General features: G+C 33.9%; 13 protein-coding genes. 10 read left to right on the plus strand and 3 right to left on the minus strand.

The annotated features are described in order from the left end of the window. Positions 1-32 precede the first annotated feature (32 nt). Together ACNRYB_RS19805 and ACNRYB_RS19810 are read right to left on the minus strand one after the other, a co-directional pair. Complete coding sequence (locus ACNRYB_RS19805) at positions 33-725, minus strand: SIMPL domain-containing protein (protein WP_473728457.1); 693 nt, start codon at positions 723-725, stop codon at positions 33-35. Between the two features lie 51 nt (positions 726-776). After that, on the minus strand, positions 777-1415 hold the full coding sequence (locus ACNRYB_RS19810) for a rhomboid family intramembrane serine protease (protein WP_008467877.1): 639 nt from the start codon (positions 1413-1415) through the stop codon (positions 777-779). Positions 1416-1527: 112 nt separating this feature from the next. On the opposite strand from ACNRYB_RS19810, the gene ACNRYB_RS19815 reads away from it, so the two are divergent. Next, positions 1528-2400: a lysophospholipid acyltransferase family protein gene (locus ACNRYB_RS19815; protein ID WP_473728458.1), complete on the plus strand. Its 873-nt coding sequence runs from the start codon at positions 1528-1530 to the stop codon at positions 2398-2400. Between the two features lie 210 nt (positions 2401-2610). Continuing rightward, entirely contained in the window at positions 2611-4095 is a 1485-nt protein-coding gene (locus tag ACNRYB_RS19820) for a glycosyl hydrolase (RefSeq protein ID WP_473728459.1), read from the plus strand. Between the two features lie 315 nt (positions 4096-4410). Here the strand turns inward: ACNRYB_RS19820 and glmM are convergent, their stop codons facing one another. After that, complete coding sequence (glmM, locus tag ACNRYB_RS19825) at positions 4411-5799, minus strand: phosphoglucosamine mutase (protein ID WP_473728460.1); 1389 nt, start codon at positions 5797-5799, stop codon at positions 4411-4413. A gap of 208 nt (positions 5800-6007) precedes the next feature. Here glmM and ACNRYB_RS19830 point away from each other — a divergent pair, with 208 nt between their 5' ends. From ACNRYB_RS19830 to ACNRYB_RS19865, 8 genes are all read left to right on the plus strand, one after another. Further along, positions 6008-6592 (plus strand): acyl carrier protein phosphodiesterase, encoded by a 585-nt coding sequence (locus tag ACNRYB_RS19830; protein WP_473728461.1) that lies wholly within the window; start codon positions 6008-6010, stop codon positions 6590-6592. Between the two features lie 21 nt (positions 6593-6613). Further along, positions 6614-8302 carry a gamma-glutamyltransferase gene (ggt, locus tag ACNRYB_RS19835; protein ID WP_473728462.1) on the plus strand — a complete coding sequence of 563 codons (1689 nt, stop codon included), beginning with the start codon at positions 6614-6616 and terminating at the stop codon, positions 8300-8302. A 72-nt stretch (positions 8303-8374) separates the two neighbouring features. After that, positions 8375-10159 (plus strand): chloride channel protein, encoded by a 1785-nt coding sequence (locus ACNRYB_RS19840; protein ID WP_473728463.1) that lies wholly within the window; start codon positions 8375-8377, stop codon positions 10157-10159. A 64-nt stretch (positions 10160-10223) separates the two neighbouring features. Beyond that, entirely contained in the window at positions 10224-11177 is a 954-nt protein-coding gene (locus ACNRYB_RS19845; protein ID WP_129747674.1) for a Fic family protein, read from the plus strand. Positions 11178-11278: 101 nt separating this feature from the next. Beyond that, positions 11279-14110 (plus strand): excinuclease ABC subunit UvrA, encoded by a 2832-nt coding sequence (gene uvrA, locus ACNRYB_RS19850; protein ID WP_473728464.1) that lies wholly within the window; start codon positions 11279-11281, stop codon positions 14108-14110. 251 nt (positions 14111-14361) lie between these two features. Further along, entirely contained in the window at positions 14362-14532 is a 171-nt protein-coding gene (locus ACNRYB_RS19855; protein WP_165352455.1) for a hypothetical protein, read from the plus strand. Positions 14533-14542: 10 nt separating this feature from the next. Continuing rightward, entirely contained in the window at positions 14543-15271 is a 729-nt protein-coding gene (locus ACNRYB_RS19860; protein WP_008467887.1) for an LOG family protein, read from the plus strand. 298 nt (positions 15272-15569) lie between these two features. Beyond that, the gene (locus tag ACNRYB_RS19865; RefSeq protein WP_473730260.1) at positions 15570-18317 is read left to right on the plus strand and encodes a gluzincin family metallopeptidase; all 2748 of its coding nucleotides are present in this window, start codon (positions 15570-15572) and stop codon (positions 18315-18317) included. Positions 18318-18333: the final 16 nt, after the last annotated feature.

Here is an 18333-nt window from a genome sequence, read left to right on the forward strand (position 1 = left end):
GATTTTAAAATATTTTGGAATTTTAGAAACGTTTAGTCTAACACAAAACTTACGCTAACATTTGCTGTAATTTCGATTTCGCCAATCGCTAAAGTTTCGTTTGAAGCTCCTCCCATTGCATCTGCTTCTTTCATTCTCATAGCAGCATACATTGGCTGTGGACGGTAAATTTGAGAGTTATCAGAGATTGTAAACGCTTTACCCACTTTTTGTCCTAAAACAGAAACGTATTCTTCAGCTTTTACTTTAGCATCTTTCATCGCTAATTTTCTAGCTTCAGACTCGTATTGCGCTAATTTAGATGATTCAAAAGAAACTCTGTCGATTCTATTGATTCCTTGCTGAACCAAACCTTCCATTAACTCATCATACTTAGACAAATCTTTTACGACGATTTCTACAGTTTGTGTAGCGTTATAAGAAGTTTTCTTTTTCTCATAATCGTACTGCGGATTAAGAGCTACTTGTTTTGTTTTGAAATCTGCTGTGGGGATATTCATTTTTTTGATGAATTTTAAAACAGCATCCATCTTTTCATCATTTTGTTTTTTAACATCCTTAGCATTATTCCCTTTTGTTTCAACAGAAGCTGAAATACAAACTTGATCAGGTGCTACTTTTACTTTTCCTTCTCCATTAACATTAATTAGAGGTATTTGTTTGATTTCTTGGCCGTAAGACATAGTCATAAACATGATTGTTAAAAATAATACTAGTTTTTTCATTTTTGTTAAATTTTAATGTTTGACAAGAGCATTCCAAAAGTTGTGCCAAGCTTACAGTTTTCCCAATTTTGCCATTCCAAAAAGTATCAAAATCGGAATTGCAAGCAGAATTACCATCAATGTATGGTCTGTAAATAATGATGGCATTTTTATCAAGGTAATTAAATAGCCGCCTATAGCACCTCCGAAGTGTGCCGTATGCCCAATATTGTCATTTTTGGCCTTCATTCCATAAATTGAGTACAACAAATACAAAATTCCGAAAAGATAAGCCGGCATCGGAATGACATAAAATATTCCAAGCATCATGTCAGGCTCCAATAATATTGCCGAGTACAGAACTCCAGTAACAGCGCCAGATGCTCCAACGGCTCTATAACTATAATCGTTCTTATGAAAGAGCATAGTAAGAAGGCTTCCGAAAATTAAACTTCCAAAATAGACCAAGATAAAAGAAAAATTACCAAGCCAACCCAAAACTACAGGTGCAAAAAAATACAAAGTCAGCATATTAAAAATCAAATGCATCATATCAACATGCAGAAAGCCAGAAGACAGCATTCTGATTTGCTCGCCAGAACGAATGCTTCCTACATGAAACTCGTATTTTCTAAAAAAATAAAGATCGTTAAAACCTTTGTAACTAATAACAACGTTCGCAACGATAATCGCTATTAAAATAATATTCATAAATAATAATTATTGTGAATGGTAAATATAATCATTCTTAAAGATAAGTTAGCAAGAAAGCAAAATATCAATCGCTAATCATTTTTAATTTATCTTTGCAAAAAAAATTTACATGCAATTTCTTGTTTATATTTTAGCCTACCCGTTACTTTGGCTCATCTCTATACTTCCCTTTCCTGTATTTTACCTATTCTCAGATTTTGTATATTTTTTAGTATATAAAGTTATCGGATACCGTAAAAAAGTGGTGCGTGAGAATCTTGCGCTTACTTTACCTCATTTGAGCGATGCAGAAAGAAAAATCATAGAAAAGAAATTCTACAAACATATGTGCGATATGTTTTTAGAAATGGTAAAAACCATGAGCATGTCTCCAGAGGAAATGGAAAGAAGATTTCATGTAACCAATATAGATCTTGTTCGCGATTATGCTAAAAAGGGAAAAAGCGTGATTTTGGTAGCTTCACATTATGCAAGTTACGAGTGGCTTTTAACGATAAATCCTAAACTTGGATTTCAAGGAGTTGCTGTTTACAAAAGGCTAGCTAATCCTTATTTTGACAAATTAATTCGAAAAATCCGTTCTAAATACAATACCGAGATGATCGAAACCCGAAAAGCAATTCCAACAATGGCAAAGAACCAACGTGAGGGTATTTTAAGTCTGTATGGTTTAGCAAGCGACCAATCGCCAAAAATGGAAAGGATTTTTCATTCGATGAAATTTATGGGAGTTGAAGTTCCTGTGCATACAGGCGCCGAAACATTAGCAAAAAAATATGATTTAGCAGTTCTATTTGTAGAGGTTAAAAAAGTTAGAAGAGGCTATTATGAGGCTACATTTATTCCGCTTGCTGATAATCCGAAAGAAGTAGAAAACTTTAAAATTACTGAAATGTATCTTAAAGAAGTAGAAAAACAAATTCTAGAAGCTCCCGAGTTTTATTTATGGACGCACAAAAGATGGAAACACCGTATAGAATAATATTTCGAAAATAATTTAACCGAAAATCCGAAAAAACAGATGCTGCTTTTCGGACTTTTTTCTTTTAAAACCGAGTAATACTACATAAATGGGCTTTGTATATCAGATTTGATGTGTTTTTGTAATGATTTTTTTGAATGGATAAAAAAAGGAAACAATTTAAATTTGGCTCTTCTCTAATTATCTAAAAGAACCTAAAATCATTAACCCATGATTCAAAAACTATTTTTTTCATTTTTCGTATCGGTGCTCTTTTTTTCTGTCTTCGCCCAAAGTCCGAAACGAGGAATTGCTTACGGATACCACTCCCAAGCCGATATGCAGGCTTTAAAACCAGGCCTTTCTTGGTGGTACAACTGGTCCCCAGAACCTGATGCCGATTTGCGAGCTACTTATGAATCTCTCGGCGTTGAGTTTGTTCCAATGGCATGGGGAAAAGTCAACGATAATGACGTACAAACTTTCATAAATAAAATAAAACCTGGAGCCAAATATCTTCTGGCGTTTAATGAACCTAATTTTACCGACGGCGCAAGATTAACACCACAAGAAGCAGTAAATGCATGGGCAAATATTGAAAAAATCGCTGCTGCAAAAAATCTAGAAATTGTAAGCGCCTCACCAGCTTATAATGGCCCCAATAATTACGGAGGAATTTCTGACCCTGTTGTTTGGCACAATCAGTTTTTCCAATTATGCCCCAACTGTAAAGTAGATTATATCGCTTTTCATACTTATGATGCCACTGCAGGATCTGTGATTGGAGTAACAGGAATTTTAAAACAATTCAATCGCCCGCTTTGGATTACTGAGTTTGCCAATAGAGTTATACAGACCGCTGATGAAAAAACAGCTTTCATGAAACAAATTTTAACCAGCTATGAAAATGATCCAGATATTTTTCGTTATTCATGGTTTTCTGGAAGAGTAAATCCAACTTGGACTGATATGTTAGAAGGACAATTGTTAAGTGCTACAAGTGGTGTCTTAAGACCAATTGGAACTGAATATATCAATGTTCCTTATACAACAAAAAAAATGAATGTACCTGGACGTGTCATTGCCAATAAACATTACAGAAGAAAAGGAACTGGTTTACAAGCAACAACAGATTCTGGAACGGGGCAAAATGTTTGTTTCATCAATGAAGGAGACTGGAACGAATTTATGCTGAATGTTGCCAATGCTGGAACCTACAATTTGACTTTTAGAGTGGCATCTCCCGTATTGACTGGCAAATTTGACATTCTAGTAAATGATGTTGTGGTAAAAGCCGATGAAACCTTTCCACCAACAGGTGACTGGCAAACTTTTGCTAATAAAACGGTAAATGATGTTTTTTTACCAAAAGGCGAGGTGTATTTAAAAATCAAATTCAAATCAAATGACTTCAATTTTAATTTCATCGATTTTGCTGTTGCCAATCTTGGCGTTAAAGATAATGAGCTAGAAAAAGAGAGCTTTACTATTTATCCAAATCCTGTAAAAACGCAAGCCACTTTGCATATTAAATCAAACACTACTGAACCTTTAACGATCAAAATAATTGATATGAAAGGAGATGTCTGTTTTTCTTCTTCAGATTATTTTACGAATGAAGATATTAAAATTGGAGATAAGCTTCCAAAAGGAGTTTACATTGTAAACGCTTCGTATGGAAATATTAAAAAATCGATTAAAATAATTAAGAACTAATTCATTCCGTTAGGAATAAATTTGTTTTTGAATAAACAAAAGAATCTTTAGAATTTCTAAACAGGTTTTTATGTAAAATTCATTCCGTTAGGAATGTCTCATCGGTAGATATCAGATTTTAAGTAAGAGTTACACGTTCCGTAGGAACGTCTGATTAATCGGAAATGCATTCAATTCGAAAAAATCACGTGTCCCTACAATAAACAACGTCATTTTTTTCTACCGATGAGACATTCCTAACGGAATGTTTTTAATAAAAAAAGCTCTTTAGATAAATCTAAAGAGCTTTTTTTTAATTTTTAACAACTGAGAATCTTAGATTCCAGCAATTACTTTAATTTCATCAATAATTCGAAGCGCTAATTGATCTGCTGCATCTTGAGAAGGCGCTTCAGTATAAATACGAATAATTGGTTCTGTATTTGATTTTCTTAAATGAACCCATTCTGTAGCAAAATCAATTTTCACACCGTCAATTGTCGAAATATCTTCGTTTTTGTATTTCTCTGTCATTTGAGTTAAAATTGCATCAACATCAATTTGCGGAGTCAATTCAATTTTATTTTTACTCATATAGTATTCTGGATAAGAAGCTCTCAAAGCAGAAACTGGCATTTTTTTGTTTGCTAAATGCGTTAAGAACAAAGCAACTCCAACCAAACTGTCTCTTCCGTAGTGCAATTCAGGATAGATAATTCCACCGTTTCCTTCACCACCGATGATAGCATTGTTTTTCTTCATCAACTCTACCACGTTCACCTCACCTACAGCACTTGCTTCATAGCTTCCGCCGTGCGCTTTGGTAACATCTCTTAAAGCACGAGAAGATGACATGTTAGAAACTGTATTTCCTGGAGTTTTGCTTAAAACATAATCTGCAACAGCAACCAAAGTATATTCTTCTCCAAACATTTCACCGTCTTCACTGATAAAAGCCAAACGATCTACATCTGGATCTACGACGATACCAAAATCTGCTTTTTCTTTTACAACAAGCTCAGAAATATCAGTTAAATGCTCTTTTAAAGGCTCTGGATTATGCGGGAAATGTCCGTTTGGCTCACAGTACAATTCAACCACTTCCACTCCCATTAATTTTAGAAGCTTCGGAATAATAATTCCTCCTGATGAATTTACACCATCAACAACAACCTTGAATTTAGCTTCTTTTACTACTTCGATATCTACCAATGGCAAGTTTAAAACTTCATCGATATGAATATCCATATAAGCATCATTTGAAATAACTTCGCCTAAACTATCCACATCAGAAAAATCAAAAGCTTCGGCTTCAGCAATTTCAAGAATTTTTGCTCCGTCTGCACCGCTTAAAAATTCACCTTTGGCATTTAATAATTTTAAAGCATTCCATTGTTTTGGATTATGAGAAGCTGTTAAAATAATTCCACCATCAGCTTTTTCCAAAGGAACAGCCACTTCAACAGTTGGCGTTGTAGAAAGTCCAAGATCAATCACATCGATTCCTAAACCAATTAAAGTATTCACTACTAAATTATGAATCATTGGTCCAGAGATTCTCGCATCACGGCCAATTACAACTGTCAATTTATCTTTCGCAATATTATTTTTCAAGAAAGTTCCGTAAGCCGATGCAAATTTTACTGCATCAACAGGAGTTAGATTATCTCCCACTTTTCCTCCGATCGTCCCACGGATTCCAGAAATAGATTTTATTAGAGTCATTTTTGTGAGTTAGGGTTATTTTTTTACAAATATAAAAAAGTTACCGAGTTACTAAGGTGCTAAGTTTCTAAGATTTTAATTTTAACCTATTAGGAAACTACTTGTATCTCGTTATTTTTATAACAAAATGATTTAAAAAAGTTTTTATACATTTACTAAAATAACTCAGAATCTTAAAAAACTTCGATTCTTAGAAACTTATAAAAAAATGAATTTCTTAGCCCATATATATCTTTCTGGAGACAATGATTTAATTAAAATCGGGAATTTTATGGCAGACGGAATTCGCGGAAAACAATTTGAGCATTTTCCTGAAGATGTTCAAAAAGGAATTTTACTGCATCGATTCATAGATACCTATACCGATTCTCACGATATTTTTAGAACCAGCACCAAACGCCTGCATGACCGATACCATCATTATGCTGGTGTAATTGTAGATATTGTTTATGATCATTTTCTAGCCAAAAACTGGGAAAAATATTCGGATGAAAAATTAGAACTTTTTGTAAATCGATTTTATCATTCGCTTCACGATAATTATGAAATTTTAACCGAAAAAACTCAAGGTTTAATGCCGTATATGATTGAAAGAAACTGGCTTGTAAGTTATCGTACAACCGAAGGAATCCAACATATATTAACCCAAATGGATAGAAGATCCAAAAATGTTTCTCAAATGCAGTTTGCTGTAGAAGAACTTACGGAATTTTATGATGAATTTGAAGAAGAATTTACATTGTTTTTTGAAGAAATGAGAGCACAAGCCAAAGAAAAACTGCTTTCTCTTTAAGCCAATTTAATTTTATTGAACATGAAAAAAATTACATTTTTAATAGCACTTTTATATATAAGCAGCAGCAATGCACAACAGACAGATCCAAATCCGACAGGATTAGTTGTTACAAGAGCCATGGTGGTTTCTGCACGCGAGGAAGCTTCAAAAATCGGTTCTTATATTATGAAAAATGGCGGAAACGCTTTTGACGCCATGGTAGGAACAGAGTTAGCTCTTGCAGTTGCTTTTCCGTTTGCAGGAAATATCGGCGGCGGCGGATTTATGGTGTATAGAAAAGCCAATGGCGAAGTCGGTTCTTTGGATTATCGCGAAAAAGCTCCACTGGCAGCAACAAAAGATATGTTTTTGGATAGCGAAGGAAATGTAATAAAAGGAAAAAGTACCCAAACAGCACTTGCCATTGGCGTTCCAGGAACAATTGCAGGCGTTTTTGCTGTGCATAAAAAATACGGAACAATGCCGATTTCTAAAATCCTTGAGCCTGTAATTGCTTTAGCGGAAAGAGGTGTTGTAGTGACCAAAAAACAAGAGAAAAGCTTAAAAGATTATCATGAAAGCATTGTAAAAATAAATGGAGAAAATTCGCTTTTATCTGGCAGTTTCAAAGAAAACGATACGATCAAATATCCAGCATTGGCCAAAACTTTAAGAAGAATCCAGAAAAAAGGAAGAAACGAATTTTATAAAGGCGAAACTGCAAAAATCTTAGTCAATTATTTAAAGGAAAAAGGTGGCATTATTACGATGCAGGATTTAGCGAAATATGAAGCGAAATGGAGAAAACCATTACAGTTTACTTATAAAGGTTTAAAGATTACTTCAATGGCTCCACCAAGCAGTGGCGGAATCTGTTTGGCTCAAATTTTAAAGATGCTCGAGCCTTATGATTTAGCCAAAATGGGACATAATTCACCAGATGCCATACAGGTTATTGTTGAGGCTGAAAGAAGAGCGTATGCAGACAGAAGCTATTTTTTAGGCGATCCAGATTTTGTCAAGATTCCGCTGAAAGAACTATTAGATGAAAGTTACCTTCGTGAAAGAATGGCTAGCTTTAATCCTGAAAAAGCAACTTTATCTAGCGAAATAAAAGAAGGAAAAGTGAATTATGCCGAAAGCACAGAAACAACACACTATTCAATTGTAGATCAATTCGGGAATGCAATTGCTGCTACAACAACCTTAAATGATGGTTATGGTTCAAAATATTATTGTGACGAATTAGGTTTCTTTTTAAATAACGAAATGGACGATTTTAGTGCCAAACCAGGTTCTCCAAACATGTTTGGTTTGGTTGGAAATGAAGCCAACAGTATCGCTCCGCAAAAAAGAATGTTAAGTTCTATGACGCCAACCATTGTAGAAAAAGACGGAAAATTATTTATGGTTGTAGGAACTCCGGGAGGTTCAACGATTATTACTTCTGTTTTACAGACAATTCTAAATGTTTACGAATACAATCTAAGCATGCAAGAAGCCGTGAATGCTCCACGTTTCCACCATCAATGGCTGCCAGATTTAATTACTTTCGAACCCAATACTTTTGAAACAAAAACAATTGATCAGCTTAAAGCAAAAAGCTACATCATCAACGAAAAACCAACTCCAATTATCGGAAAAGTAGATGCTATTTTGGTTTTGCCAAACAAAAATCTAGAAGGCGGAGCTGACTTTAGAGGCGATGATAAAGCCGTTGGTTTTTAATAGTTCTCAGTTTTTATTTTTTTAATCTAACATTATGAACTAATTTTGTAAGAACGATAATTTTAAAACAGAATGCTAAAAAAATATTTCAGAAGACTCGAAAGCATCATTGCTTTGGCACAATCCTTAATGACTCCAAAGCAGTTTCTTTTTTTGTCAAGCGTTCTTATCGGAATATCTTGTTCACTTGCGGTTATCGTACTTAAAACTTTCGCGCATAGTGTATTCTCATTTGCAACATACATTAATGGAATCTTGAAATTGAGTTTCATTAACAGTATCCTGCCAATAATTGGTATTACATTAACCGTTTTTGTTGTAAATAAAGTTCTTAACGGAAGCATTCAAAAAGGAACTTCGCAAATACTTTATGCAGTGGCGAAAAAAGCCAGTATTATTCCGAGAAAGCAGATGTATGCCCAAATTGTGACAAGTTCATTAACAGTTGGTTTAGGAGGTTCTGCAGGTTTAGAAAGTCCGATTGTAATTACTGGTGCAGCTTTTGGCTCAAATTATGCCCAAAATTATAAGATGCAGTATAAGGATCGAACTTTGCTGATTGGATGTGGTGTAGCTGCTGGAATTGCGGCGGCTTTTAACGCTCCAATTGCAGGTGTTCTTTTTGCTATTGAGGTTTTATTGGTAGATGTCAGCATTTCTGCTTTTACGCCTATTATGATTTCTGCGGCAACGGGCGCTTTGGTTTCTGCAATTGTTTTGGACGAAAGCATTCTTTTGAGCTTTAAAAAACAAGAATCTTTTGATTATCATAATATTCCGTTTTATGTTATTTTGGGAGTTCTAACTGGACTGGTTGCTATCTATTACTCAAGAAACTTTCAAAGAGTCGAGCATTATTTTGCCAAACAGCAAATCAATCCTTATAAAAAAGCTTTAATTGGCTCATCGTTATTGGCGTTATTAATTTTTATTTTTCCAACTCTGTTTGGTGAGGGATACGAAAGCATCAAAACTTTATCTGAAACCGATCCAGGAAAATTATTAGACAATACTTTATTTGCCGATTTCAGAAACAATCAATGGGTTTTGCTTTTATTTATTGGCGCTACCATGATGGTTAAAGTATTTGCTTCTGGATTAACACTTGGAAGTGGAGGAAATGGAGGTAACTTCGCTCCTTCTCTATTCTTAGGATCTTATCTGGGATATTTCTTTTCTAAACTTGTAACCATGATAGGTTTATCTAAACTTCCTATCAGTAATTTCACAATGGTTGGAATGGCTGGGATTCTTAGCGGTTTATTTCATGCGCCTCTAACAGCAATCTTCTTAATTGCAGAAATTACAGGAGGCTACGGATTAATGATTCCGCTTATGATCGTTTCTTCCATTAGTTTTGCCATTTCTAAACGTTTCGAAAAATATTCGCTTGACGTAAAAGGATTAGCCAAAAAAGGACATGCGTTTACAAGCAATAAAGATTCTAATATCCTATCGACTTTAGACATTGACTCAATTATTCAATGCGATTATTTGACAGTTCACCCAGACGAAAATCTAAGTAAATTAGTAGATCTTATTTCGCATTCCAATCAAGTAGTTTTTGCAGTTGTAAATCAAGACAAAGATTTGGTTGGAGTAGTTCATTTTAATGATATTCGAGAAATCATTTTTAATTCTTACCGAGTTAAATACACTTTTATTAGAGACGTAATGAAAGCGCCTGCTGCGACAATTTCTACACTCGACAGCATGGAAATTGTAATGCGAAAATTTGAAACTACAAAATCTGCTTTCCTTCCTGTTTTAAGAGATGGAAAATACCACGGATTTATTTCCAAATCGATAGCACTCGAAGCTTATAGAACAAAACTCCGTTCTATGACGATTGAATAAACGTTAATATCGGATACGTTAAAAATTTTATTTATCCGATATTAAGAAGTATCTTTGTAGGATTATGTTTAATATTGACCTAACATACAGAGAAGAATTTCAATCAACCTTTGATCGATTGTACCAAAAAAGGCAAGAACTGCAAAACAGCAGACCATTGCCCAATATTGCTTTGAACAAAATACGAGAAAGCCTTTCTCTCGAATGGACTTATAACTCTAATAGCATTGAAGGAAACACACTGAGTCTAAGAGAAACTCAAATGGTTATTCAAGAAGGAATTACCATTAAAGGAAAATCGCTTCGTGAACATTTTGAAACTCATAATCATGACAAAGCTATTGATTATCTTTATTCAATTGTAGATGAAGAATATAAGCTAAGAAGCATCGATATTCTTTCTATACATGGATTAGTAATGCGTTCTATCGAAGAAGATTTCGCGGGCAGAATTCGTAATGGAGGCGTCCGAATTTCTGGTGCTAATTTTATGCCACCAAATGCAAATAAAGTTTCAGATTATTTAGACGAATTAATCGAGTTTATCAATAAAAATCCGTTAGGTTTAAACGATATAGAATTGGCAACAATCTATCATCATAAACTGGTCTGGATTCATCCTTTTTTTGATGGAAATGGTCGTACCGTTCGTTTAAGCATGAATTTATTATTGATTCGATGCGGTTTTCCTCCTGCAATTATTTTAAAAAATGATCGCAAGAAATACTACGAAGCGCTCAATCAAGCTAATAATGGAAATTACCAAAAATTGACACTTTTGATGTGTCAGGCACTCGAAAGAACGCTTAATATATATTTAGGTGCAATGCCAGGAAGCAATTATGATTATCAATCTATTCAAAACATTGTTAGTGAGCCTGATACTCCGTACGGCCAAGAATATGTAAGTTTATTGGCCAGAACAGGAAAAATAGATGCTTACAAAGAAGGCAGAAACTGGTATACCACCAAAGAAGCAATTGAAAACTATATGGCAACCCGAAAAAGAAAACGCTGATTTTAAATCAGCGTTTTTTGTTATTAATTGTAACATAAACTTTTGCTATCGAGCACTAAAAGAACAAATCAAAGTGGTAACTTTGCGTTTTGCTCAAAATTATGTTAGATAAAGACAATACTATTGAAGTTCTTGGTGCAAGAGTTCACAATCTAAAAAATATCGATATATCTATTCCCCGTGAAAAACTGGTTGTCATTACTGGTTTATCAGGCTCGGGAAAATCTTCTTTGGCATTTGATACCATTTATGCTGAAGGTCAGCGTCGTTATGTTGAAACGTTTTCAGCTTACGCCAGACAATTCCTTGGAGGATTAGAGCGTCCTGACGTTGATAAAATCGACGGACTTTCTCCTGTAATTGCGATTGAACAAAAAACAACAAGTAAAAGTCCACGTTCTACAGTTGGAACTATTACTGAAATTTACGATTTCCTAAGGCTTTTATACGCACGTGGCGCAGATGCCTACAGTTATAACACTGGCGAAAAAATGGTTTCATATTCTGATGAACAGATTAAAGATTTGATTATTCAGGACTATAAAGGAAAACGAATCAATATTCTGGCTCCAGTTATTAAAGCCAGAAAAGGACATTATGCAGAATTATTTCAGCAGATTACCAAACAAGGATTCTTGAAAGTTCGTGTAAATGGTGAAGTTCAAGATTTGGTTGTCGGAATGAAATTGGATCGTTACAAAACTCATGATATTGAGATTATTGTAGACAGAATGGTGATTGAAGATAATCCTGATACGCAAAAAAGATTATCGGAAAGCATCAATACAGCTATGCATCACGGTGAAGATGTTTTGATGATTTTGGATCAGGATTCTAATGAAGTGCGTTATTTCAGTAGAAACTTAATGTGTCCTTCAACAGGAATATCGTATCAAAATCCAGAACCGAATTTATTTTCATTTAACTCTCCAAAAGGAGCTTGTCCGCATTGTAACGGATTGGGAACTGTACACGAAATAAACGTCAAGAAGATCATTCCAAATCCGAAATTATCTATAAAAGCAGGTGGTTTTGCGCCTCTTGGCGAATACAAATCTTCATGGATATTCAAGCAATTGGAAACCATTGGAGAAAAATTCGGATTTAAAATAACTGATCCGATTGAAAAAATTCCGGAAGAAGCCATGCAAATGATTTTGTACGGCGGAAAGGATAAATTTTCTATCAACTCAAAAGATCTTGGTGTTACAAGAGAATATAAAATTGATTTTGAAGGAATTTCTAATTTCATTAAAAATCAATATGACGAAAGTGCCACAACGAGCATAAAGCGTTGGGCAAAAGATTTTATGGACGAAATCAATTGCCCTGTTTGCGATGGTTCTCGTCTTAAAAAAGAAGCATTATTTTTTAGAGTAAATGAAAAAAATATCACCGAATTGTGTGATATGGATATCTCAGATTTGACAGCGTGGTTTCATGATCTAAATAGCCATTTAACTGACAAGCAGCTTTTAATCGCTTCTGAAGTCGTAAAAGAAATCAAAGACCGCTTGAATTTCTTGATGAATGTTGGTTTGAATTATCTAGCTTTAAGCCGAAGCTCAAAATCGCTTTCTGGTGGTGAAGCACAGCGTATTCGTCTGGCAACACAAATTGGTTCTCAGCTCGTTGGAGTTCTTTATATTTTGGATGAACCAAGTATTGGTCTGCACCAAAGAGATAACGAAAAACTGATTCATTCTTTGGAACAATTACGCGATATCGGAAACTCAGTTATTGTGGTTGAACACGACAAAGACATGATTGAAACGGCTGATTATGTAATTGATATTGGTCCAAAAGCTGGAAAATATGGAGGAGAAATTATTAGTATAGGAACTCCAAAAGAAACTTTAGCATCAGACACTATTACCGCTCAATATTTGAATGGTAAAATGAAATTTGATATTCCGAAGAAAAGAAGAAAAGGAAATGGCAAATTCTTGAAACTGACTGGAGCAACTGGAAATAACTTAAAAAATGTTTCGATTGAAATTCCGTTAGGGCAATTAACTTGCGTTACAGGAGTTTCTGGAAGCGGAAAATCAACTTTAATTAATGAGACGCTTTATCCGATTCTGAATGCGTATTATTTTAATGGAGTAAAGAAACCGCAACCATATAAAAAGATTGAAGGTTTAGAACATATTGACAAAGTAATTGATATTGACCAAAGTCCGATTGGAAGAACACCACGTTCGAATCCAGCGACATATACAGAGGTTTTCACAGAAATCAGAAATCTATTTACGATGACTTCTGAAAGTATGATTCGTGGTTACAAAGCGGGACGTTTTAGTTTCAACGTAAAAGGCGGACGTTGCGAAACCTGTGAAGGTTCTGGTGTTAGAACTATCGAAATGAACTTTTTACCAGATGTTTACGTAGAATGTGAAACGTGTCAGGGAAAACGTTTTAATAGGGAAACTTTAGAAATCAGATACAAAGGAAAATCTATTTCTGATGTTTTGGATATGACGGTTGATGAAGCAGTTCCATTTTTTGAAAATATTCCGAAGATTCATAGAAAAATTAAAACCATTCAAGATGTTGGATTAGGTTATATTACACTTGGTCAACAAAGCACAACACTTTCTGGTGGTGAAGCGCAACGTATAAAACTAGCGGGAGAATTATCTAAAAAAGATACTGGAAATACATTTTATATTCTCGACGAACCTACAACAGGATTACACTTTGAAGACATTCGCGTTTTAATGGAAGTAATCAATAAATTGGTTGACAAAGGAAATACAATTCTTGTCATCGAACATAATATGGATGTTATTAAACTTGCCGATTATATTATTGATATTGGTCCAGAAGGTGGAAAAGGCGGTGGACAATTGGTTGCTAAAGGAACTCCAGAAGAAGTGGCTCAGAATAAAAAGAGTTATACGGCTAAGTTTTTGAAAAAAGAACTAGAGTAGAAACAACATCTTTGTCAAAGTTTTTAAACTTTGACAAAGATTAAATCTAAAAAACTTTCAGTTTTACAGATACTATACACCTGATAATGAATCAAAAAACCGAATTTGATTATTATCATAACATTACTTTTGGATTATAATTCCTGTTTTTTATAACAATTCTAGAAAAAAGCGTTAATTTAGTGTCCGCTTTTTTTGAAAAATCCATGCTTTTTTAAAGAAAACATGTTTCAATTAAAACCAATGTTTATTTGAAACCAACTGCCCTAGCCCTGATGGGAGCGGCATCTCCCGATTTAGAAAAACAAGGCTTTTTAGCCGTAGTTTTTGTTTATCGGGAATATAGTGGACAGCAGGAACTAGCTCCTTCCTTCGACTACGCTCAGGATGACAAAAAAGACATAAATAAAATAATAAATTAAAATACCTAAAATGAGATTAGAAGATTTTGATAATGATGAAGATAAAGTAATTCAGGATCGTTTAAAGCAAAAAACGTGGAATGAAATTAAAACCAATGACAGCTGGGCAATTTTTAAAATTATGTCTGAGTTTGTAAATGGTTACGAAGCAATGGGACGTATTGGTCCTTGTGTTTCTATTTTTGGATCGGCAAGAACAAAACCAGATGACAAGTACTATCAGTTGGCTGAAAAAATCGCTTATAAAATCAGTAAAGCAGGTTACGGTGTGATTACAGGAGGTGGTCCCGGAATTATGGAAGCTGGAAATAAAGGTGCGCATTTAGGAGGAGGAACTTCGGTTGGTTTAAATATCGAACTTCCGTTTGAGCAGCATTTTAACCCATATATTGATCACGATAAAAACTTGAATTTCGACTATTTCTTTGTGAGAAAAGTAATGTTCGTAAAATATTCGCAAGGTTTTGTGGTTATGCCAGGAGGTTTCGGAACTTTAGACGAAATGTTTGAAGCCATCACTTTGATTCAGACTAAAAAAATTGGAAAATTCCCTATTATTCTAGTTGGAGTTGAATTCTGGTCTGGCCTGATTGACTGGGTTAAAACGGTATTGGTTGAAAAAATGCATACCGTAAGCCCTGAAGATTTAAATTTATTTAAAATCGTAGACACAGAAGACGAAGTTGTAGAAGCATTGGATAAATTCTACAAAAAGTACGATTTAAGTCCGAATTTCTAATTTTCAAAACCATATAAGTGATATAAGTTCATTTAAAAGTATGTTTTTAAGCTTTGCGTTAAAAACACTTTTATCACTTATATGGTTAAATTATATTGCAAATACGTAAAAATTGAAAGCTGTTTTTTTAAACAGCTTTTTTTATACTATTTTTACAAAAATCCGTAACTTCATTATGTCCGTACATAAGTATGTCTGATAATTTTTAAGCCATTACTTGAAAGCACTTTATAAAATTATTTGCCTCATTTCAGTTTTATCATTTTCGATAAAACTAACCGCACAACATCAATCTAAGATGGAGGTGGCGGTAAATCTTGAACTTAAGACACTAAATGTAAAACAGGATATTACGTACCATAATAATTCAAATGACACTCTAATATCGATTGTTCTGAATGATTGGAATAATGCTTTTGCTGACAAAAATACGCCTTTGGCAAAACGTTTTTCTGATGAGTTTTACAGAGGTTTTCATTTAGCTAAGGCAGTAGATCGAGGAAAAACAACCATTATAAATCTAACCGAAACCAATTTTTCGGCTTTGGAATGGGAAAGAAGCGCCGAAGATCCTGATTATATTACCGTAAGATTAAATCGCAAGCTTCTTCCTAATGAAAAAATCGTTTTACATCTCAATTACATTGTAAAAATACCGAACGACAAATTCACTCATTTTGGATTTACTCAAAATGGCGGTATGGCATTAAAAAATTGGTTTTTAAGTCCTGCGCGATTTGAAAATGGCTTTTTTGTAAAGTACAATAATTTCAATCTAGATGATATTGCTAATGCGGTGAGTGATTACGAAGTGGAAATTAAAATTCCGAATCAGTATTCTATCACTACCGATTTAAATTCGGTTTCAAAAGATTCAACCAATCAGAGCTACAATATTTATTCTTTCTCTGGAAAAAACAGAACCGATTTTAGTCTTTATATCGAAAAGAAAAACAGTTTTAGAAGCTACGATAATGGCTCTTTACAGGTTCTGACAAATTTAAAAAACAAAAAAATAGACGAATTCCAGAAAGCCATTATTATTAATCGAGTAGTTTCTTATGCTGAAAAATTTATTGGCAAATATCCACACGAGAGAATTACGGTTTCTCAGATAGATTATGACCGAAATCCGTTTTATGGCTTAAATCAGCTGCCTTCGTTTATTAGTCCGTTTGAAGATGATTTTATGTTTGAGATTCAATTTTTAAAGACTTTTTTAAACAATTACCTCAAAAACAGTCTGCGCTTAGATCCAAGAAAAGACAATTGGGTTTATGATGGAATCCAGATATATACGATGATGAAATATATGGAAGAGCATCATCAAGATGAAAAAATGCTGGGAAAACTTTCAGATATGAAGCTTTTTAAAAGTTATAACATTACGAACCTAACTTTTAATGAACAATACAGCTATTACTATATGTTAATGGCTCGTAAAAATCTGGATCAGCCTTTAGGAGACCCAAAAAACACACTGATAAAATTTAATGAACAGATTGCCAGTAAATATCGCGCTGGCTTAAGTTTAAGCTATTTAGACGATTATCTTAATCATGATATTGTACCTAAAAGCGTAAAAGAGTTTTACAATCTTAACCAATTTGGACAATCAAACCGTTATGATTTTGAAAAAATCTTAACTCAAAAAAGTCCAAAAAATATCGATTGGTTCTTTAAAACCATTATTGATTCGAGAGATATTATAGATTATAAATTTTCGAATGTGTCGAGAACTGCAGACAGCGTTACATTTTCGGTTAAAAATAAAACTGGAATCTACGCTCCTATTCCGATTTACGGAATTAAAAAGAAAGAAGTTGTTTTTAAAGAATGGATTGAACCTACCAAAAAAGATTCTGTTTATGAATTCAGCCGAAAAAATGCGGAAAAAATTGTCATTAATTACGATAATGAAGTTCCTGAGTATAATCAAAGAAACAACTGGAGATCTTTAAAAAGTGTTTCACTGAATCGTCCTGTAAAATTTAATTTTACTAAAGATTTGGAAGATCCAGATTACAATCAGATTTTATACATTCCGACATTAAATTATAATTATTATGATGGTTTCACCCCAGGAATCCGTTTTCATAATAAAACTATTTTAGACAAACCTTTTAATTTTGATATTAATCCGGCTTATTCAATCAAAGCAGGTACAATTTCTGGTTCATCTGCCTTTTCTTGGAATCAGTATTATAGAAACAGCACTTTATTTAATGTTCGATATTCTATCAGTCAGAATTATTTTCATTATGCACCAGATGCAACTTATTTGAGATTAAATCCGATGGTAGTATTTCGCATTCGCGAAAAAGATTTCAGAGACAACAGAAAGCAAATGTTTATGTTCCGCCAGGTTATCGTAAATCGTGAAGCAAGCGATTACATTACAGACAATTCAGAACCAAATTATTCCATATTTAATGCCCGTTATTCTAATACTAAAACTGAATTAATTGATCATTTTAACTTTATGACCGATTTGCAGTTTTCTAGTGGATTCGGAAAGGTTGCAGGAGAAGTAGAATACAGAAGATTATTTGAAAACAACAAGAAGTTAAATTTAAGATTATACGCTGGAAGTTTTGTTTATAACACAACAAACTCAGATTATTTTAGTTTTGGTTTAGACCGTCCAACAGATTATTTATTTGATTACAATTTGTTTGGGAGATCAGAAAGTACAGGATTTTTTAGTCAGCAATATGTAATTGCCGAAGGAGGCTTCAAATCACAATTAGAACCTTCTTACGCCAACCAATGGATGGCAACTCTAAATGCGAGTTATGCGGTATGGAACTGGGTGGAACTTTATGGAGACATTGGTTTTTTGAAAAATAAACATCAAAGTGAGTTCTTTGCTTACGACTCTGGAGTACGTTTAAACCTTGTTCCTGATTACTTTGAACTCTATTTTCCTGTTTATTCTAATAACGGATGGGAAATATCACAACCTAAATACAATGAAAAAATACGATTTATCATCACATTTTCGCCAAAAACGTTAGTTACTCTTTTTACCCGAAAATGGTTTTAATCAAATGAAAATTAAA

Source organism: Flavobacterium sp. CR10, assembly GCF_055814415.1.